13 protein-coding genes are annotated in these 15,882 nt (G+C 73.4%); 5 read left to right on the top strand and 8 right to left on the bottom strand.

From position 1 onward, the window contains the following. Window positions 1-178 precede the first annotated feature (178 nt). A complete protein-coding gene (locus tag ACGFSC_RS39380; RefSeq protein WP_359899818.1) occupies window positions 179-2,647 on the top strand; it encodes an ABC transporter permease in 2,469 nt (822 codons plus the stop codon). A gap of 91 nt (window positions 2,648-2,738) precedes the next feature. Here the strand turns inward: ACGFSC_RS39380 and ACGFSC_RS39385 are convergent, their stop codons facing one another. Both ACGFSC_RS39385 and ACGFSC_RS39390 read right to left on the bottom strand, forming a co-directional pair. Further along, complete coding sequence (locus tag ACGFSC_RS39385; RefSeq protein WP_359899816.1) at window positions 2,739-3,629, bottom strand: carbon-nitrogen hydrolase family protein; 891 nt, start codon at window positions 3,627-3,629, stop codon at window positions 2,739-2,741. Between the two features lie 101 nt (window positions 3,630-3,730). Further along, window positions 3,731-4,579 carry a phosphatase PAP2 family protein gene (locus tag ACGFSC_RS39390; RefSeq protein ID WP_359899814.1) on the bottom strand — a complete coding sequence of 283 codons (849 nt, stop codon included), beginning with the start codon at window positions 4,577-4,579 and terminating at the stop codon, window positions 3,731-3,733. A gap of 424 nt (window positions 4,580-5,003) precedes the next feature. Here ACGFSC_RS39390 and ACGFSC_RS39395 point away from each other — a divergent pair, with 424 nt between their 5' ends. Beyond that, window positions 5,004-5,975 (top strand): sigma-70 family RNA polymerase sigma factor, encoded by a 972-nt coding sequence (locus tag ACGFSC_RS39395; protein WP_359899812.1) that lies wholly within the window; start codon window positions 5,004-5,006, stop codon window positions 5,973-5,975. Between the two features lie 189 nt (window positions 5,976-6,164). Further along, a complete protein-coding gene (locus ACGFSC_RS39400) occupies window positions 6,165-6,386 on the top strand; it encodes a hypothetical protein (RefSeq protein WP_359899810.1) in 222 nt (73 codons plus the stop codon). Between the two features lie 35 nt (window positions 6,387-6,421). Here the strand turns inward: ACGFSC_RS39400 and mscL are convergent, their stop codons facing one another. The 5 genes from mscL to ACGFSC_RS39425 all read right to left on the bottom strand — a co-directional run bounded on the left by mscL (window position 6,422) and on the right by ACGFSC_RS39425 (window position 11,221). Next, window positions 6,422-6,841 (bottom strand): large conductance mechanosensitive channel protein MscL, encoded by a 420-nt coding sequence (gene mscL / locus ACGFSC_RS39405; protein ID WP_359899808.1) that lies wholly within the window; start codon window positions 6,839-6,841, stop codon window positions 6,422-6,424. A gap of 30 nt (window positions 6,842-6,871) precedes the next feature. Beyond that, window positions 6,872-7,156 carry a hypothetical protein gene (locus ACGFSC_RS39410; RefSeq protein WP_359899806.1) on the bottom strand — a complete coding sequence of 95 codons (285 nt, stop codon included), beginning with the start codon at window positions 7,154-7,156 and terminating at the stop codon, window positions 6,872-6,874. A gap of 367 nt (window positions 7,157-7,523) precedes the next feature. Next, on the bottom strand, window positions 7,524-7,841 hold the full coding sequence (locus ACGFSC_RS39415) for an FmdB family zinc ribbon protein (RefSeq protein WP_359899804.1): 318 nt from the start codon (window positions 7,839-7,841) through the stop codon (window positions 7,524-7,526). 126 nt (window positions 7,842-7,967) lie between these two features. Next, on the bottom strand, window positions 7,968-9,341 hold the full coding sequence (locus tag ACGFSC_RS39420; RefSeq protein ID WP_380635332.1) for an MFS transporter: 1,374 nt from the start codon (window positions 9,339-9,341) through the stop codon (window positions 7,968-7,970). Between the two features lie 395 nt (window positions 9,342-9,736). After that, window positions 9,737-11,221 carry a potassium/proton antiporter gene (locus ACGFSC_RS39425; protein WP_359899802.1) on the bottom strand — a complete coding sequence of 495 codons (1,485 nt, stop codon included), beginning with the start codon at window positions 11,219-11,221 and terminating at the stop codon, window positions 9,737-9,739. A 239-nt stretch (window positions 11,222-11,460) separates the two neighbouring features. On the opposite strand from ACGFSC_RS39425, the gene ACGFSC_RS39430 reads away from it, so the two are divergent. After that, window positions 11,461-14,181, top strand: coding sequence for a penicillin acylase family protein (locus tag ACGFSC_RS39430; protein ID WP_359899800.1), 2,721 nt, complete (start codon window positions 11,461-11,463; stop codon window positions 14,179-14,181). Between the two features lie 62 nt (window positions 14,182-14,243). Here ACGFSC_RS39430 and ACGFSC_RS39435 read toward each other — a convergent pair whose 3' ends face one another. After that, a complete protein-coding gene (locus ACGFSC_RS39435) occupies window positions 14,244-14,834 on the bottom strand; it encodes a 5-formyltetrahydrofolate cyclo-ligase (RefSeq protein WP_359899798.1) in 591 nt (196 codons plus the stop codon). Between the two features lie 63 nt (window positions 14,835-14,897). On the opposite strand from ACGFSC_RS39435, the gene ACGFSC_RS39440 reads away from it, so the two are divergent. Further along, on the top strand, window positions 14,898-15,833 hold the full coding sequence (locus ACGFSC_RS39440; RefSeq protein WP_359899796.1) for a GGDEF domain-containing protein: 936 nt from the start codon (window positions 14,898-14,900) through the stop codon (window positions 15,831-15,833). Window positions 15,834-15,882: the final 49 nt, after the last annotated feature.

Below are 15,882 nucleotides of genomic sequence, written 5' to 3' on the forward strand. Positions count from 1 at the left end.
CCGGCCGGCGTCAGGGGCGGCGTACCTCTCCGGGAGGAGACGGCGGAGGCCGCCGTGCGCCCACGGTTTGATCATGAAACAGACCTCGTGCCGACGGGGCGCGGCCGCCGCGCTCCTAGGCTCGTCGAGACCCCTGCCGGAGCACCGTTCCCGGTCAGGGCGGACGAGCCGGGGAACCATGACGACCTACCGATACACCGTGGCCGAGCTGCGCGGCCAGCTGCGCCAACTGCTCCTGAGCGGCGCCGCGATCGCCCTGGGGGTGGCCTTCCTGATCGCCTCCGTCAGCGGCAGCGGGGCGCTGGTGGACTCCTACAGCCAGACCGCGGCCGCCGAGGTCGGCCCCGGCGACATCCAGGTGACCGGGAAGCCCGCGGCCGGCGGGCTGGACGCGGCCGCCGCCGAGCGGGTGCGGCAGACCCCCGGGGTGGCCGCGGTGGCCCCTCGGCTGACCGGCAGGAGCGCCGTGCTGGCCGCCGACGGGCGGCCGCTCGACCGGACCGCCGCGGTCAGCGCCGTCGCCGAGGACCCGGCGCTGCGATGGCAACTGCTCAAGGACGGCCGCTGGCCCGCCGGCCCCGGCGAGGTGCTGCTCGACACCGGGACCGCGCACCGGCTGGACGCCGCCGTGGGCGCCGAGGTCCACCTGACCCGGGCCGACGGCACCGCCGCCACCGCCCGGCTGGTCGGCACCCTGGACGAGCGGGGCGCCCCGAGCCTCGCCGGAGCCCCGATCATCGGCGTCCCGGCGAGCGCGGTCGCCGGCTACGCGACCGGCGTCACCACCGACCGACTCGACGTCAGGGCCACCCCCGGCGCCTCCCGGACCGGGACCGTCGACGCCCTGCGCGCCGCCCTCGGCGCCGACGCCCAGGTGCACACCCGCGCGGCCTCGGTCACCGAGGCGACCCGGCAGAGCAGCACCATGTACGGCGTGGTGCTGGTCGCCGCGCTCTCCTTCGTCCTGATCGCGCTCGCGGTGGCGCGGATGGTGGTCGGCAACACCTTCACGGTCGTGCTCGCCCAGCGGACCCGCCAGCTCGCCCTGCTGCGCTGCGTGGGCGCCGACCGGCAGCAGCTGCGCCGGCTGATCCGCCGCCAGGGACTGCTGCTCGGGGCGGGCGCCTCGGCGGCGGGCGTGCTGCTGGGGGTCGCCCTCGGCGCGCTCGGCACGGCCGTGGTCGGCGGGCTCGACCTCGGACCGGTGCACCTGTCGCTGATGCCCTCCCCGCTGACCTGCCTGCTGGCCGGACTGTTCGGCGTGCTGCTGACCCTGCTGGCCGTACGCGGTCCGGCGAAGGCCGCCGCGGCCGTGCCGCCGATCGCCGCGCTCGGCGGCACCCCCGCGCCGGCCGGCGGGGCGGCCAGGGCGCGGGCCGCGGTGTGGACCTCCGGGCTGCTGCTCGCGGGCACGGTGCTGCTGGTGGCCGGGGCGCTGACCCCGCCGCCGCTGTCGCTGCTCGCCGTCACCGTCGGTGCCATCGCCAACTTCTTCGGGGTGCTGCGGCTGTCCCACCGGGTACTGCCCGCGGTCGTCGCCGTACTGGGCCGCCCCGCCCGCAGGCTCGGCGGGACGGCCGGCCGGCTCGCCACCCAGCAGCTGCGGCTCAACCCCGGCCGCACCGGGGCCACCGGCTCGGCGCTGCTGCTCGGCGTGACCGTGATGGTCGGCGCGGTCACCGCGCTCGACATCACCTCGCAGTCGCTGGTGCCCGTGATGTCCGCGCGCCAGCCCGGCGTCTTCTCGGCGGCCGCCACCGGCGGCGGCGCCCTGCCCACCGGGGCACTCGGTGCCCTCGGCGCCGACCACGGGCTGACCGTCACCCCGGTCCGCTCGGCCACCGTCGACCTCGACGGCCGGCCCACCGTGGTCGCCGCCGTCGACCCCACCCGGCTCAACTCCTCGACGGACGACGTGGACCGGGCCCGCGCACTCACCGAGGGCACCGCACTGAGCGGACTCGGCGAGACCGGGGTGCGGCGGGCCGGCGGCGTCGAGCTGAGGCTCCAACCCGGCCGCAGCAGCCTGCCGTTCACCCTGCAGAGCGGCGCCACCCTGCTGGTGACGCCCACGACCCTGGACCGCCTCGCCCCCGGCGCGCCCGTCACCACGGCCTGGATCTCCCCGGCCGCCGGCGACGACCGGCCGACCGCCCGCCGGGCCCTGGACCGCGCCCTCGCCGACCACCCGCAGGTGACCGTCGCCGACACGGCCGCCCAGGCGGACACCCTGCGCTCGCTGCTGGACCGGCTGAAGACCGTCAGCATGGCCCTGCTGTCCTTCTCCGTCGCCATCGCCGGCCTGGGCGTCGCGGCCACCCTGATGCTCAGCATCAGCGAACGCTCCCGCGAGATCGGCATGCTGCGCGCGATCGGGATGTCGCGCGAGCAACTGCGCCGGATGCTCACCCTGGAGGCGCTGCTGCTCTCGCTGGCCGGCGCGCTGGTCGGCACCGGCCTGGGCGTCACCTACGGCTGGGCGGCCGCCCGCTCGATCACCTCGACGCTGGGAACGGTCGGCACCCCGCCGGTCCTGCCGGTGCTGGCCGCCCTGACCCTGACCGTCCTGGTCGGCCTGGCCGCCGCGGTGCTGCCGGCCCGCCGGGTCGGCCGGATGACCGCGGTGGCGGCGATGCGCGCCTCCTGACCGGGCCGTGGCCGGTGCGCCGGAGCCGACCGCGCCCCGTGCCCCGACGCTCCCGGCCGGGGTGGCCGGCCGGGGTGGCCGCCGAGGTGCGTCAGGCCAGGGTGAAGCGGGCTCGGGGGGCCTGCGGGCGGGCGGTGGCGAGGGCGAGGTCGGCGAGGAGGGACTCGGTTTCGCGGGTGCGGCGCAGGACGTCCGGGTCGAGGTCGACGACGACGAGTTCGCGCCGGTCCTCGCTCGCTTCGGCGATCAGCCGGCCGTCCGGGCCCCAGACCGCGCTCCCGCCGCAGGTGTGCCAGCCGCCGGTGCGGCCGATGTGGTTGGCGAGCACCGTGTAGAGGGTGTTGTCGAGCGCGCGGGCCGGGAACCAGGTGCGGGACTCGTGGTGGCCGTGTCCCATGCTGAACAGCGCGCCGACCAGGTACGCGTGGCAGCCGTCGAGCGCGGCGGCCCGGGCGTGCTCGGGGAAGCCGGAGTCGTAGCAGACGCCGAGCCCGAGCCGCCAGCCGTCCAGCTCCAGGGTGCAGCCGGCCGTCCCGGGGCGGTAGTGCTCGCGTTCGGTCATGAACAGGTGCTGCTTGTCGTAGCGGGTGACGAACTCGCCGTCCGGGCCCAGGACGAGGGCGGAGACGCGCAGGTCGGCGCCGTCCCGTACGGCGGCGCCGACGATGGCGGCGGTGCCGGTCTCGCGGCAGGCCTCGGCGATCGGCGTGAGGCGCGGATCGCCGGTCTGGACGGCGTACTTGACGGGGTCGGCGCTGATCAGCTCGGGCTCGTACCCGGAGAGGACCTTCTCCGCGAACAGCACCAGCCGGGCGCCGGCCCGGGCGGCCTCGCGGATCAGTTCGGCGGCCTGGGCGACGTTGGCGGGTATGTCACCGGCCACGGCCTGGGCCTGGACGGTGGCGATCCGCAGCGGGCGCACGGGGTAACCGGCGGGCGCGGCGGAGGAGATGGGGGCGGTGGGGGCGGTGGTGTCGGGCATGGCCGCCACGCTAGCGCGGTGGTCGGCGGTGGTCGGCGGTGGTCGGCGGTGGTCGGCGGTGGTCGGCGGTGGCCGGGAGCGGGCCGTGGGTTGACGAGGCCTCAGCGGACGGTCTCGTCGGCCCGGCCGGACGGGTCGCCCGGGACCTCCTCCGGCGGGCCGTGCGGCCCGTCCTCGTCCAGCGGGGCGGCCGTGCGTGAGGAGCGCCCGCCCGACACGACGACCCGCTGGACCCGGTCCCTGGTGCGCCAGTTGACCCGCCGTACGTCCCGGGCCAGGGCGCCGGGGCGCCAGACCTGGATCACGGCGGTCACGGTGCCCAGCACGATGCCGGCGGCCAGCCAGCCGGCCAGGACGTCGCTGGGCCAGTGCACCCCGAGCGCGATCCGGGTCCAGCCGATGGTCAGCACCGTGGCCGCCGCCACCAGGCAGGCGGCGGTGCGGCCGCGCCGGCCGACCCGGTACCAGAGCAGGCCGACCAGGACGGCGCAGGTGATCGCCGAGGCCATGGCGTGTCCGGAGGGGAAGGCCGGGCCGTCGGCGTGCGAGACCGGATCGGTGAAGGAGGGGCGGCTGCGGCCGAAGGCCAGCTTCAGCGCCCACTGGGCGCCCCAGCCGACCAGCGCCTGGGCGGCCACCCAGCCGGCCAGCACCCGTGCGCCGATCAACCAGAGCCACCCGGCGGCGATTCCGAGCAGCATCCGCATCGTGACGGTGCCGCCGATGTCCGAGAGCGTCTGCACGGAGGCGGTCCACACCCGGTGTTCCCGGGCGTAGGTGTGCAGTTCGCCGATCCACTCCTGGTCGAAGCGGACCAGCGGGTGCCACTGGCCGGTCACCGGAGCGGCCAGCAGGCCGAACAGTGCGGCACAGCCCAGCGCGAGCGCGGTGTCCCGAAGGAGACTGCGGTTACGCGCAGTGAGGCGGTTCGTGCCGTTGGTCAGGTGCATGACTGACACCTTCCCAGTGTCCCGTGCCGGGCAAGAGCCGGAGTGATAGCGATTCGGCATCGTTTGTGAGGAGGACCTGCGTGTGCCGGGGTGCGTGCGGCCGCGGAAAGCGGGGAACGCGGGGAACGTCGGCGGCCGTTCGCGGGTTCAACGGGTGGGCGGCGGCAGCGTGTCGGTCGAGTGAAGACATCGCTCCCGGGATAGTTGGCCGATGGTACGGGATGCGTCCGACCGGTCACTCAGCGTTCGAGGCCGGGGTGAAAACCGGCAGGATACTGCATCGCCGGGAAGAATCTGAGTGACTTGGGAATGTTGTCCGGATTCTGTTCGTTGGATCGTTACGTGTGTGCCTCCAGGGGCCCGCACTTCTTGCCCTCACGAGGCAGGCAGGCAGACCTCGGCAATACCAGCAAAGGGAGCAAGCATGGCCACCCGTGCCGTCGTTCGCGACAGGGCCGACCGGAGTCGCGCGGCCCGCCCGACCAACCTTGAGGCCGACCGCGACCTGGTCGGCATGTACCTCGACGAGATCGCCAGGACACCCCTGCTCGATGCCGCCGAGGAGGTCGAGCTCTCGCTGCGGATCGAGGCCGGCGTGTACGCCCAGCACCTGATGGACGAGGGCGGACTCCCCGACGGCGTCACGCGCGAGGAGCTGGAGACGATAGCCGCCGACGCCGAGCGCGCCAAGGACGTCTTCATCCGGTCCAACCTCCGGCTCGTGGTCGCCGTCGCCCGTCGCTACCCGCGCAGCGGCCTGCCGCTGCTGGACCTCATCCAGGAGGGCAACGCGGGCCTGGTGCGCGCCGTCGAGAAGTTCGACTACGCCAAGGGCTTCAAGTTCTCCACGTACGCGACGTGGTGGATCCGGCAGGCGATCACCCGGTCCATCGCCGACCAGTCCCGCACCATCCGGCTGCCCGTGCACCTGGTGGAGGAGCTCGGGCGGATCCGGCGGGTGCAGCGGGAGAAGTCCAAGGAGCTGGGCCGTGAGGCGGAGCCGGCCGAGATAGCGGCCGAGCTGGACACCACCGAGGCCCGGATCAAGGACGTGCTGGACTGGGCGCGCGACCCGGTCAGCCTCAACATGTCGGTCGACGACGAGGGCGAGACCCAGTTCGGTGACCTCGTCGAGGACACCGGGGCCACGTCCCCCGAGGACGCCGTGATGGTCATGCTCCGCCGCGAGGAACTGGACGACCTGATCGGGCGGTTGGACGACCGCACCGCCTCGATCATCCGCTCCCGCTACGGAATGGAGGACGGCCGCGAGCGCACCCTCACCGAGGTGGGCAAGCAGCACGGCCTCACCCGCGAGCGGATCCGCCAGATCGAGAAGCACGCGCTGGCCGAGCTGAAGAAGATCGCCGACCACGCGGGCTTCGAAGCCGCCTGACAGGCCACCCGACAGGCCACCCGGCAGTTCCGCCTGGCAGGCCGCCCGACAGCCCGTCCGACGGGCCGGCCGGGCCCGCTGGCCGAGCCCTCATCCGGGCCCTGGCGCGGAGCGTTCCGCACCGGGGCCCGAGGCGTGCCGCGGGGCTCTTAGGCTGGAGGGGAGGGACGAGTGGACGGAGTGGACGGCGTGAGCGAGCAGGGGCAGGAAAAGGGCCAGGAGCAGGACCGGGCGCAGGAGCCCCGGGAGGCTGCGGCCGCCAAGGCCCGGCTGGTCTTCCGGGACCCGTTGGACCAGCAGTCCAGCGACGACACCGATGCGGGCTGGGGTGCCCGCCCCGGGGCGGGGGAGGGTGGTGGACGGGGGCTGGACTGGTACCTGAGCCAGCGCCCGCCGCACCACGGGGGCTGAGGAACGGGGACCGGGCGCCGACCGGCACCCGTCGGTCAGCGCAGCGGCGCGACCAGCGCGTCGCGGATCTCGGTCAGCAGGGTGACCTCCTTGGCTTCGAGGTCCGCCGCCTTCTCGGCGAGGGTCTTGCGGTGGGCCGCCAGCTTGTTCATGGGCACGATCAGAACGAAGTAGACGACCGCCGCGGTGATCAGGAACTGGATTGCGGCGCTGAGCACCGATCCCCACAGGATGAGGATTCCGGACGTGACCTCGCCGGTCGGGCTCACCTCGCAGGGCCCCTTGAGGCAGGAACTGTAGGACGCGAGGTCCTTCGTCCCGAAGACGCCGACGAGTGGATTGATCACGCCCTTGACGAAGGCGTTGACGATGTTGGTGAAAGCCGCGCCGATGACCACGGCCACGGCGAGGTCGATGACATTTCCACGCAGCAGGAATTCCTTGAAGCCCTTCATGCCGCCTCGAACGACGAAGTCGCCCCCCGGTTACGGGTGATCTTCCGCAGTCCCGGATTGACAACCCGTCCGGCCCAGCGCGCCCCCCTGGGGCGGCGGCAGACCGGCCCGCGCGGGCCCCAGCGCCAGCGCCGCCGCCACCGCGAGCAGCACCAGGACGGGCACCCCGGCCCGCCGTCGCACCGCACTGCGCCAGCGGTGCCACCCGCCGCACCCGCGCCGGATCGGCGGGAAGCCCGGCAGCTCCTGCCGGGGCGGCACGGCGGGCGCGGGCAGCGGGAGGGGCAGGGGCAGGGAGAAGTTCGCGGTCGTCATCGACGCACCTCCGGAGTGTCGGCGGCCCGGCCCCTCGCGGACCGGATGCCCACACGATGAGCGTTTCCGGCGAACTCGGACAGCAATTTCCCCAGGCCTGTGGACAACCGGGCCCTGTGGACAACTTCGTTCACCCGCACGAGTTGCTCCGGCCCGTCCGGGGTGACGGAAAGCCCATGGGGCCGCAGCGGGGCAAGAAGGGGAGGAGGGGGGAAGCGGGGGAAGAGGGGAAAGAGGGGAAAGCGGGGAGGCCGACGGCCGGAGCCGACGGGAACGCGGAAAGGCCCGCCGTCCCCGCGTGGAAGCGGGGCCGACGGGCCTCTCCGAGGTCTGCGGGCCGTCCCGGGCCGATGGCCCGGTGCCGAGGTCAGCTCGCGGCGGGAGCCGGGCTGGACGACGACGAGGAGCCGGAGCTCGACGACGAGGACGAAGCCGAGGAGGACGTGGACGTGGCGGACGACGTCGAGGGGGTCGATGACGACCCGGCGCCCACCGTGCTGCTGGAGGACGAGCGGCTGTCGGTCCGGTAGAAGCCGGAGCCCTTGAACACGACGCCCACGGCCGAGAAGACCTTGCGGAGTCGTCCCTGGCAGTCGGGGCACGTGGTCAGCGCCTCGTCGGTGAACTTCTGCACCGCCTCCAGGCCGTTGCCGCACTCGGTGCACTGGTACTGGTACGTGGGCACTTGTCTTCCTCCTGGCACTCTCGCCTGATGAGTGCTAACGATGGTCAATGATGCGGCATTCCGCGGGATCAGTCCAGCGACTCCGGTGTGAGATGGGCCGGGCCCGGCCACCGGACCGCCTCCCGCTCAGCCCTTGGCCGCGCCCACCAGCCGTCCGGCACCGCCGTGCTCCGCCGGGACGTCGCCCGAACCCCGGGCCGGAGCGGTGCCCGCGACGGCCGCCCCGGGTCCCGGTGCCACCAGCAGGTGCCGCAGCGAGAGCAGCACGATCAGCCCCAGTCCGGCCCCGGCCACCGGCACCAGGAACCCGGTCGAGGGCCCGTGCCCGTCGATAAGCCGGCCCGCCGCCATCGAGCCGACGGCCAGCCCCAGCCCGATCGCGCCGGTCAGCCAGGTGAAGGCCTCCGTCTTGGCCCCGTCCGCGACCAGCGTCTCGACCAGGGTGTAGCCGCTGATCAGGGTCGGCGCGATGGCCAGTCCGCAGACCAGCCCGGCGACGGTCAGCGCGACCAGGTTGGGCATCGCCCACAGCACCGAGCAGCCCAGCACCAGCAGGGTGTAGCTGATCAGCATCCGCTGCTGCACCGGCCGCCGCCAGGCGATCACGCCGTACAGCACGCCGGCCAGCATCGAGCCGCCGGCGAAGATCCCGTACACGGTGCCGCCGGCGTCGTGCTGCCCGACCGAGTCGGCGAAGGCGTTCACCGACACCTGCATGCCGCCGAACACCGCGCCGACCCCGAGGAAGGTCCCGGCCAGCAGGCGGACGCCGGGGGAGGCGAGCGCCGAGGCGCGCTTGGTGCCGGGCTGCGGCACGATCCGGGCCGGGGCGGTGCGCCGCTGGGCGGCGAAGGCCAGGCCGCCGACGAGGGTCAGCGCGGCCTCGGCGACCAGGGCGGTGGCCGGGTTGGCGAGGGCGGCGATGCCGGAGGCCAGGATCGGGCCGATCACGAAGGTGAACTCGTCCGTCACGGACTCGAAGGCGAAGGCGGTGCTCACCCGGGCCGCGGAGGCGTCGGAGGCGCCGTCCGCGGTGAACGTGGCCACCCAGCGGGCCCGGACCATCGCGCCGACCTGCGGAACGCTCGCACCGGCCGGGACGGCGGCCAGGAACAGGCTCCAGGCGGGCGCGTGACCGAGCGCGAGCGCGATCAGCGCGCCGACCGCGGCCGCGTGCACCAGGACGGTCGGGACGAGCACCGCGGCCTGGCCGTAGCGGTCCGCGAGCCGCCCGGTCTGCGGCCCGACCAGGGCCTGGGCGACGGCGGCGACCGCGGTGACCGTACCGGCGGTGCCGTACGAGCCGTGGGTCCGGGTGACGAGCAGCAGGATGCCCATGCTGAGCATCGCGTACGGCAGCCGCGCGACGAGGGCGGGGGACAGGAACGTCCAGGCCCCGGGCGTGCGCAGCAGCTCGCCGTACCCGACGCGGGCGGGGGCCGGAGCTGCGGGGGTGGCCGCGTGGTCCGCGGCGGTGTCGACCGTTCGGCGCGCCGTCACGGTCGGTCCTTCCTGCTGCCTGGTAGCGCGGCAGGGCATGGTGTGGCCCCGACGGCGCCGAGAGTCGTCCTCTCGCGCGTCGACCGGGGTAGATACCGGGCCGGTCCGGCGTGGTGGCCGGGAGCCGGACCGCGGCCGCCGAGCGGTCGCGCCAACTCTGCGTCAGGCAGAAATTGGGGGTGGTCTAGCGGTGGTTATACGGATGATCGAACCATCGTATCAGTTACGCGCGTAGATACCCTCGGCCGACCCTCGGCCGACCCAGGCTCCTCCGGCCCGCCCCAGCCGTGACGGGCCGGAGGAGCCTGGCGGGCCGGGCGAGCCGGAGCGGCCGTGACGGCCCGCCCCAGCCGGTTTCGAGCAGTGAAGGGGCCGAGCCGAGCCGACCCCCGCGCTCACCGCCCGTTCAGCCACCCCGCGAGCTTGCCGCCCTTGTCCACGGCCCGCAGCCGCCGCTCCGCCGCCTCGCCGACCTCGTCCGTGGTGACCACCAGCAGTTCGTCCCCGCCGCGCAGCACCGTCGCCTTGTCCGGCACGAAGGAGTTCCCCTCCCGCACGACCAGGGTGACCGCGGCCCCCTTGGGCAGCCGCAGTTCGCCGATCTCCACGCCCGACATCTTCGAGGTGGGGGAGAGCGCGACCGACAGCAGGTGCCCGTGCAGCTTCTCCAGCGGGGCGGACTCGATGCCCAGGTCCTGGCCCATGTCGCCCTCGTCGATCCGCAGCCGCTTGGCCACCCACGGCAGGGTCGGCCCCTGGAGGAGGGTGAAGACGACGACGAGGATGAAGACGATGTTGAAGACGTCCTCGGCCCGGTGCGCGCCGGACACCACCGGGATGGTGGCCAGCACGATGGGCACCGCCCCGCGCAGTCCGGCCCAGCTCAGCAGTGCCTGCTCGCGGGCCGGCACCTTGAACGGGGTGAGCGAGACCATCACCGACAGCGGTCGTGCCAGGAACACCAGCACTCCGCCGATCACCAGCGCGGGCACCACCGCGTCGCCCATGGTCTCGGGCGTGACGAGCAGCCCGAGCAGCACGAACATGCCGATCTGCCCGATCCATGCCAGTCCGTCGGCGAAGCCCCGGACGGCGGGGCCGTGCGGCAGCTTGGAGTTCCCGAGTATCACCGCGCTGATGTAGACGGCGAGGAAGCCGGAGCCGTGCAGCAGCGCGCCGCCGGCGTACGCGAGCACGGTGAGCGCCATCACGGCGATCGGGTAGAGGCCCGAGGAGGGCAGTGCGACGTGCTTGAGCCCGTAGGAGCCCATCTTTCCGACGGCGAGGCCCACCGCGGCGCCGATCGCCAGTTCGGCGGCGATCGTGCCGATCAGGACGTACCAGGTGTCCAGTTCCCCGGTGGTGGCGAAGGCGACGACCAGGATGACCACGGGCGCGTCGTTGAAGCCGGACTCGGCCTCCAGCAGGCCGGTGAGCCGGTGCGGCAGCGGGACCATCCGCAGCACGGAGAAGACGGCGGCCGCGTCGGTCGAGGAGACGATGGCGCCCAGCAGCAGTGAGGTGCGCCAGTCCAGGCCGACCAGCCAGTGCGCGCCGGCGGCGGTGGCGAAGACGCTGATGCCGACGCCGACGGTGGCGAGCACGGTCGCGGCCGGCATGACCGGCTTGATCTCCCGCCAGCTGGTCTTGAGGCCGCCCTCGGCGAGGATCACCACGAGTGCCGCGTAGCCGAGCACCTGGGTGAGTTCGGCGTTGTTGAACGTGACGCCGATCCCGTTCTGTCCCAGCGCCACGCCGATCCCGAGATAGATCAGCAGGCTGGGCAGCCCTGATCGGGTGGAGAGGCGGACGGCGCCCACCGCGAACAGCAGGATCACGGAGGACTCAAGCAGGAGCTGGTTCAGATGGGAGACGTTCACGCAGGGGCACCTCGGGCAGGCATGGGCGGGCGGGGTGTCTGGTGGTGCTGTGGGGTGACCCGTTAAGAAGTCGTCAATGCTCCTCTTGCGGATCGTTACGCAGTCTAACATTTTGCCATATCTTTAGCTTGGTCCCCCGTTCACGGTGCCCGGCCGACTCGGCCTAATGTGGTGCCCTGTCACGGCCGCAGGCCCTGGACACGCCCGCCCGCCCCGAAGTCAGGACCGCAAGGACCCAGATGCCCCGCTCGAAGAAGTTCCGGCGCGCCCGTCTGATCGTGATCGTGCTGGTCGTGCTGCTGGTGGCCGGCACCGGCTACGGCGGCTACCGCGGGGTCTCCGCGGTCCGCGCCTCCTTCCCGGAGGTCGACGGCAGCGTCAAGGTGCCGGGCCTGAGCGCGCCCGTCGACGTCAAGCGGGACGCCAACGGCATCCCGCAGCTGTACGCCGACACCGACGAGGACCTTTTCCGTGCCCAGGGCTACGTCCAGGCGCAGGACCGTTTCTGGGAGATGGACGTCCGCCGGCACATCACGGCCGGCCGGCTCTCCGAGATGTTCGGCGACGGCCAGGTCGACACCGACGCGTTCATCCGCACCATGGGCTGGCGGCAGGTGGCGCAGAAGGAGTTCGACACCAAGCTGTCGCCGGAGACCAAGAAGCACCTCCAGGCCTACTCGGACGGCGTGAACGCGTGGCTCGCCGAGCACCCCGGCGGCGCGAAGGCCTCGCTGGAGTACGGCCTGCTCGGCGTCGTCAACGGCGGCTACCGGCCCGAGCAGTGGTCCCCGGTCGACTCGGTGGCCTGGCTCAAGGCGATGGCCTGGAACCTCTCCGGGAACCTCCAGGAGGAGATCGACCGCTCGCTGCTGGCCCAGGACTTCGGCCCCGACAAGATCGCCGAGCTGTACCCGGACTATCCGTACGCCCGCAACGGCACCATCGTGAAGACCGGCGCCGTGACCGGCGACAACTACCGTCCCGCCGACGGCTCCCCGCTGTCCGGGACGGCCGCCGGAACGGCCGCCACCGCCCAGGGCGCGGCGGCCACCAAGGCGATGCTGCAGGGCCTGACCGACCGGGTCGACTCGATGCCGCAGCTGCTCGGCCGCCCCGGCCAGGGCATCGGCTCCAACTCCTGGGTGGTCGCCGGCTCGCACACCACCACCGGCAAGCCGCTGCTGGCCAACGACCCGCACCTCGGCCCCGGCCTGCCCTCGGTCTGGTACCAGATGGGCCTGCACTGCCGGACCGCCTCCCCGGCCTGCCAGTTCGACGTCTCCGGCTTCACCTTCGCGGGCATGCCCGGAGTGATCATCGGACACAACAAGGACATCGCCTGGGGCTTCACCAACCTCGGCGCCGACGTCACCGACCTCTACCTGGAGAAGGTCACCGGCCCGGAGACCTACCAGGTGGACGGCAAGGACGTGAAGTTCGACCTCCGCAAGGAGACCATCAAGGTCGCCGGCGGGGAGGACCGTACCATCACCGTCCGCACCACCCAGACCGGCGCCCCGCTGATCTCCGACCAGAGCAGCGAGCAGCAGAACGTCGGCAAGTACGCACCCAACGGCCAGTCCGCCCCGGACCGCGGCACCAGCGGCTACGGCGTCGCCCTGCAGTGGACGGCGCTCAGCCCCGGCAAGACCATGGACGCCGTCTTCGAACTGGACAAGGCGAAGAACTGGGACGAGTTCCGCGCCGCCGCCAAGGACTTCACCGTCCCCGCGCAGAACCTGATCTACGCCGACGCCAAGAACATCGGCTACCAGGCCCCGGGCAGCATCCCGGTCCGCGGCAAGGGCGACGGCACCCTCCCCTCGCCGGGCTGGGACTCCGCGTACCAGTGGAAGGACCCGATCCCCTTCACCGCGCTGCCCTGGAGCCTCAACCCCTCGGCCGGCTACATCGTCACCGCCAACCAGGCCGTGGTGGACCCGAGCTACAAGTACAACCTGACCAAGGACTGGGAGTACGGCACCCGCGCCAAGGAGATCACCGACCAGATCGAGGGCCTGCTCAAGAACAACGGCAAGATCTCGCCGGACGACATGCAGACCCTCCAGCTGGACAACACCAGCGTGATGGCCAAGACGCTCGTCCCGCTGCTGCTCAAGCAGCCGATCAGCGACCCGTACGTGCGCGAGGCCCAGGACCTGCTGAAGGACTGGAACTTCCACCAGGACGCCGACTCGGCCGCCGCCGCCTACTACAACGGCGTCTGGCGCCAGCTGCTGATCCTGGCCTTCGGCCAGAAGTTCCCGGCCGACCTGCGGGCCAAGGACAACTGCCTGCTGGTCCGCCAGCAGGACGACCCGACCAAGCCGGACAGCTCCACCAAGATCGTCACCGAGTGCGGCACCCGCGAGCCGGGCAAGGCCCAGCCGGACGGCGGCGACCGCTGGACCGAGGTGGTCCGCCAGCAGCTGGAGAAGCCCGACAGCTCGTGGTGGACGTACATCGACGACCAGCACAAGGAGCAGAAGGGCCTGAACAACCTGCTCCAGGAGGCGATGAAGAACGCCCGCCAGGAGCTGACCTCGCTGCTCAGCAAGGACGTCTCCACCTGGAGCTGGGGCCGCCTGCACAAGCTGGAGCTGCGCGAGCAGACCCTCGGCACCGACAACTCCTCGATCGCCTCCGGCGCGGTGCACAAGCTGCTCAACCGCGGCCCGTACCGGCTCTCCGGCGGCTCGGCGGCGGTCGACGCGGCCGGCTGGAACGCGGCGGCCGGCTACCAGGTGGACTGGATCCCGTCGATGCGCATGGTGGTCGACCTGAACGACCTCGACTCCTCGCGCTGGATCAACGTCGGCGGCGCCTCCGGCCACGCCTTCCACGACAACTACAACGACCAGACCGACCTCTGGCTCAAGGGCAAGCTGCTGACCTGGTCCTACTCGCCCGACGCGGTCGAGAAGGCCACCAAGCACAAGCTGGTCCTCACCACCGGCTGACGCCCGGGCGGCCCGGCCACCGGCGGCCCCGTTCCCCCGAGGGAGCGGGGCCGCCGCCGTTCTCACCCCAGCCTGCGCACCCCCGAGGGCAGCACCGCCAGGTCCACCGGCCGGTCGTGCGGCTCGGCCGGCACCCGCTCCAGCAGCTCGTGCTCGTACAGCAGCACCGCCAGCACCGGCCGCGCGCCCGCCCGCGCCAGCCGGGCCAGCACCCGGTCGTAGCTGCCGCCGCCCCGGCCCAGCCGCAGCCCGGAGCGGTCCACCGCCAGGCCCGGCAGCAGCACCACCGCGGCCCCCGTCACCGCCTGCGGCCCGAGCCGCGGGCCGACCGGCTCCAGCAGCCCGCGTCCGGCCGGGGCCAGCGCGTCGGGCCCCGCGTACTCGGCCCAGTCCAGGTCGTTGTCCGCCAGCAGCACCGGCAGCAGCACCCGCACCCCGCGCGCCCGCAGCGCGTCCAGCAGCGGCCGCGTCCCGGGCTCGGCGCCCACCGAGACGTAGGCGGCCACCGTGGCGCCCGCGGCGGCCAGCTCCCCGGCGTGCGCGGCCAGCGCGCGAGCGGCCGCCGCGCGCTCCTCGGCGGCCAGTTCGCGCCGTTGCGTCAACAGCCGTGTCCTGAGGCCGCTCTTCTCGTTGGGCATCCGATCCTCGTTCATCCGATCCTCCTGGCCTGCGCACCGTCGACGCGCAGAGCCTGACACGCGAAAGGGCACCCCCCATTGACCACCCCGCTGCTGGTCCAGGCCCTGGCCGCACTGAGCGTCCCCGCACTGGCCGGCGCCACCGCCCTCGGACTGCGCGGACGGCGGGAGCGGGCCGGGGCCGCCGCCGGGGCCCAGCGGCTGCGCGGGCGGATCGCCGAACTGGAGGAGCGCTGCGCCGAGCTGGAGCGCACCGCCTCCTGCGACCCGCTCACCGGTGTGTGGAACTACCGCCACCTCCAGCTCACCCTGGACCGGGAGATCGAACGGGCCCGCCGCGCCGAGCACACCGAGCAGGCCGACGGCCCGCGCCCGCTCGCCGTGCTGATGCTGGCCATCACCGGCTTCGACGCGGTCGTCGCCGAGCACGGCCGGGGCCGGGCGGGCGCGGTGCTGCGCGACCTCGCCCAGCGGCTCGCGATGGAGATCCGCCGGGCCGACACCCTCGGCCGCTACGGCGGCGAGGAGTTCCTGGTGGTGCTGCCGGACACCGGGGCCGAGGGCGCCGCGCAGGTCGCCGAGCGGCTGGTCTGGTCGGTCCGCCGGCACCTGCTGCTGGACTGGTCCTCCGGCCCGCGCGAGTCCCGCCAAGCCGCCGGCAACGGCCTGACCGCCGCCGCCGGCATCGCCGTGCTGCCCGAGGACGGCACCCACGCGGCCGTCCTGCTGCGCGCCGCCGACTCCGCGCTCGCCGCGGCCCGGGCGGCCGGCGGCGACTGCTGGCGGCTCTCGTCCCGGCAACTCGGGGAACCCGACCGCCCGGGAACCGATGGCCCCCGAACCGACCGTTCCGAGCAGGCCGGTTGCCCGTCCGATCACGGACCGGATGCCGAACGTGACCGTTCGGGAAAGGCGGGTAGTCTGTCGGCCTGTGTCGGCCGGGACCCCCTCGCCCAGCCGGTCGCGACCCATACGCCAGCCACTGTGGCCGGGCCCCGCGACGTGCTGTCCTAGCCGCCGCCTGCGCTCGGCCGGGCGAAAACGTGCCTGAGTAAGGTAAACG

Origin of the sequence: Kitasatospora sp. NPDC048715 (assembly GCF_043198905.1) — a bacterium.
Classification (GTDB): Bacteria; Actinomycetota; Actinomycetes; order Streptomycetales; family Streptomycetaceae; genus Kitasatospora; species Kitasatospora lactacystinica.

Bases quoted from the DNA above. Each gene is read 5' to 3' on its own strand.
- mscL (WP_359899808.1), bottom strand. From the start codon at position 6,841: ATGAAGGGCTTCAAGGAATTCCTGCTGCGTGGAAATGTCATCGACCTC.
- ACGFSC_RS39410 (WP_359899806.1), bottom strand. From the start codon at position 7,156: ATGACGACCGCGAACTTCTCCCTGCCCCTGCCCCTCCCGCTGCCCGCG.
- ACGFSC_RS39390 (WP_359899814.1), bottom strand. From the start codon at position 4,579: ATGCACCTGACCAACGGCACGAACCGCCTCACTGCGCGTAACCGCAGT.
- ACGFSC_RS39385 (WP_359899816.1), bottom strand. From the start codon at position 3,629: ATGCCCGACACCACCGCCCCCACCGCCCCCATCTCCTCCGCCGCGCCC.
- ACGFSC_RS39380 (WP_359899818.1), top strand. From the start codon at position 179: ATGACGACCTACCGATACACCGTGGCCGAGCTGCGCGGCCAGCTGCGC.
- ACGFSC_RS39430 (WP_359899800.1), top strand. From the start codon at position 11,461: ATGCCCCGCTCGAAGAAGTTCCGGCGCGCCCGTCTGATCGTGATCGTG.
- ACGFSC_RS39435 (WP_359899798.1), bottom strand. From the start codon at position 14,834: ATGAACGAGGATCGGATGCCCAACGAGAAGAGCGGCCTCAGGACACGG.
- ACGFSC_RS39395 (WP_359899812.1), top strand. From the start codon at position 5,004: ATGGCCACCCGTGCCGTCGTTCGCGACAGGGCCGACCGGAGTCGCGCG.